The organism is Actinoplanes sp. NPDC048791 (assembly GCF_040650095.1).
In the GTDB taxonomy this organism is placed as follows: domain Bacteria; phylum Actinomycetota; class Actinomycetes; order Mycobacteriales; family Micromonosporaceae; genus Actinoplanes.
The window spans coordinates 1-2,413 of record NZ_JBEZGQ010001159.1 but is presented as its reverse complement, the minus strand read 5'-3'; the positions used below and the strand labels follow the sequence as shown (position 1 = coordinate 2,413).

General features: G+C 70.4%; 4 protein-coding genes. All 4 read left to right on the top strand.

Annotation, left to right across the window (positions count from 1 at the left end; translation table 11 throughout):
* Positions 1–25: 25 nt before the first annotated feature.
* The 4 genes from AB0C29_RS43660 (at position 26) to AB0C29_RS43645 (ending at position 2,313) form a co-directional block, all read left to right on the top strand.
* The gene (locus AB0C29_RS43660; RefSeq protein WP_360833587.1) at positions 26–631 is read left to right on the top strand and encodes an alpha/beta family hydrolase; all 606 of its coding nucleotides are present in this window, start codon (positions 26–28) and stop codon (positions 629–631) included.
* A gap of 70 nt (positions 632–701) precedes the next feature.
* Entirely contained in the window at positions 702–1,535 is an 834-nt protein-coding gene (locus AB0C29_RS43655) for a sigma-70 family RNA polymerase sigma factor (protein ID WP_360833585.1), read from the top strand.
* Positions 1,536–1,540: 5 nt separating this feature from the next.
* A complete protein-coding gene (rsrA, locus tag AB0C29_RS43650; protein ID WP_212991285.1) occupies positions 1,541–1,819 on the top strand; it encodes a mycothiol system anti-sigma-R factor in 279 nt (92 codons plus the stop codon).
* 278 nt (positions 1,820–2,097) lie between these two features.
* The gene (locus tag AB0C29_RS43645; protein ID WP_360833583.1) at positions 2,098–2,313 is read left to right on the top strand and encodes a biotin/lipoyl-binding carrier protein; all 216 of its coding nucleotides are present in this window, start codon (positions 2,098–2,100) and stop codon (positions 2,311–2,313) included.
* The last annotated feature ends 100 nt before the right edge of the window (positions 2,314–2,413 follow it).

The window sequence follows — 2,413 nt, the reverse complement described above, 5'->3', positions numbered from 1 at the left end:
GGCCGGTTAGCCGAAACAAATCGGTGTGGTCCACAGCTTCTCGATCCACACCCCGCGCGGGCCGGGGGGGATCGGTAACACGCACCCCGCCGGCCCGTCGCTCTGTCAGCTCGTCCTCGGCCACGGCGCGGGCGGTGACGTGGACGCGCCCGACCTGACCGCGGTGCATGACGCCGCCGTGGCCGCGGGCGCCCGGGTCGCGCTGGTGACCCAGCCGTACCGCGTCGCCGGGCGGCGCGCGCCCGCGCCGGCCGGCCATCTGGACGAGGCCTGGACGGCGGTGGTGGCCGAGATCGCGGACGGCGGCCTGCCGTTGATCCTGGGCGGGCGCTCCAGCGGCGCACGGGTGGCCTGCCGGACGGCTGAGGAGCTGGGGGCGGCCGGAGTGCTGGCCCTCGCCTTCCCGTTGCATCCGCCGGGCAAGCCGGAACGCAGCCGCGCCGACGAGCTGCCGGTCCGGATCCCGACCCTGGTCGTCAACGGCGACCGTGATCCCTTCGGCGTGCCCGAGCCGGGCGGCGTCGTGGAGGTCGCCGTACGCCCCGGTGCCGTCCACGATCTGCGCCGTGATCTGCCCGGCACCGCGGCGATCGTGGTCGCGTGGCTGCGGGCGCACAGCTGGGCCCGCTGATCCGGAATGCGGGCACCCCCGCCACCGTTACATCACCCGGAAGGCTGTACGTCGGAAGGGGTACCCCAAAGTGCAAGCCGGAACCGGATTCGTCCAGCGCGGCGGCCCGCAGGCGCGCAAGGTGCAGCAGCTGCTGCACGCGCCCGAGTGGCCGGCGGCTGTCACGGGGCCCGTCACATCATCGGTGAGCGTCACATCACCGGCGGTTTTTGAATCTGTTGACGGGGCACTACCCGTATCCTCGGCGGGGCGGTCGAGGGGAGACGTGCGGGTGACGCCAGCAGAGCGGACGGAAAGAACCGAACGCAGCGAGAAGACCGAGGAGCGCCGGGCGCGCTTCGAGCGGGACGCGCTGCCCTTCGTGGACCAGCTTTACGCGGCCGGCCTGCGCATGACGCGCAACCCGGCCGATGCCGAGGACCTCGTGCAGGAGACCTTCCTCAAGGCGTTCTCCGCGTTCCACCAGTTCGAGGAGGGCACCAACCTCAAGGCCTGGCTGTACCGGATCCTCACGAACACCTATATCAACTCGTACCGGCGCAAGCAGCGTCAGCCCGTGCAGGCTCCCACCGAGGAGATCTCGGACTGGCAGCTCGCCTCGTCCGAGTCGCACACGTCCGCGGGTCTGCGCTCGGCCGAGACCGAGGCGCTGGACCGGCTGCCCGACAGCGACATCAAGGACGCGCTGCAGCAGCTGCCCGAGGAGTTCCGGCTGGCCGTCTACCTCGCCGATGTCGAGGGTTTCTCGTACAAGGAGATCGCCGACATCATGGGTACGCCGATCGGCACGGTCATGTCCCGCCTGCACCGCGGCCGGCGGAACCTCCGCAAGCTGCTCGAGCAGTACGCCGTCGACCGGGGGATCACCCGCACCTCCGGCACGCCCGCCACACAGGAGGCGTGAGCGACGTGAACGACGAAGCCCAGAAGACCGACTGCAGCGTCGTGATCAGCGAGGTCTACCTGTACCTCGATCTGGAGTGCAGCGACGACCGCCGGGAGCTGATCCAGCGGCACCTCGACGACTGCTCCGACTGCCTGCGTGAGTACGGCATCGAGCACGAGGTGAAGGCGCTCGTCGCCCGTTGCTGCGGCGACGAGACGGCACCCAAGGAGCTGCGCGAGCGGCTCCGGGTGAAGCTCAGCGAGTACGTGGTCGAGGCGGAGAGCCACGAGTTCCTGCCCTGACCCGCGGGGACGTCGGACGTGAAGAAGGGCCGGTGGCGTGAGCTACCGGCCCTTCTCGCTGTCCACGGCTCAGGAGTTGGGACGCTTGCCGTGGTTGGCGGCGCTCTTCTTCCGGGCCTTCTTCTTACGAGACTTCTTGGCCATCTCGATCTCCGTTCGTCCTCGCGGTCAACCCGCCGATGGTAGACGGCCCGGCCCGCACGCCCCGTATGCCCCCGCGGCCGGACCATGATTGGATACCGTCACCGGAGCAGCGCCGCGACGAGGAGGACTACCCCATGGCCGACGAGATCCGCGCCGAAATGGTGGCCAACGTGTGGAAGGTCGTGTCCGCCGCCGGTGCCGAGGTCGAGGAGGGCGACACCCTGGTGATCCTCGAGTCGATGAAGATGGAGATCCCGGTGCTCGCCGAGTCCGACGGGGTCGTGGCCCGGCTCGCGGTCAACGAGGGTGACGTGGTGCAGGAAGGCGACCTGATCGCCGTCATCGAATAGGGCGGCCCGACAGCCAGCGCCGCAGGCGACCACCGCGGCGGCGCTGACGGGGCAGCACCGGCGCCGCGTGATCCTCCTCGGCGCGCACCACCTCCGCGGC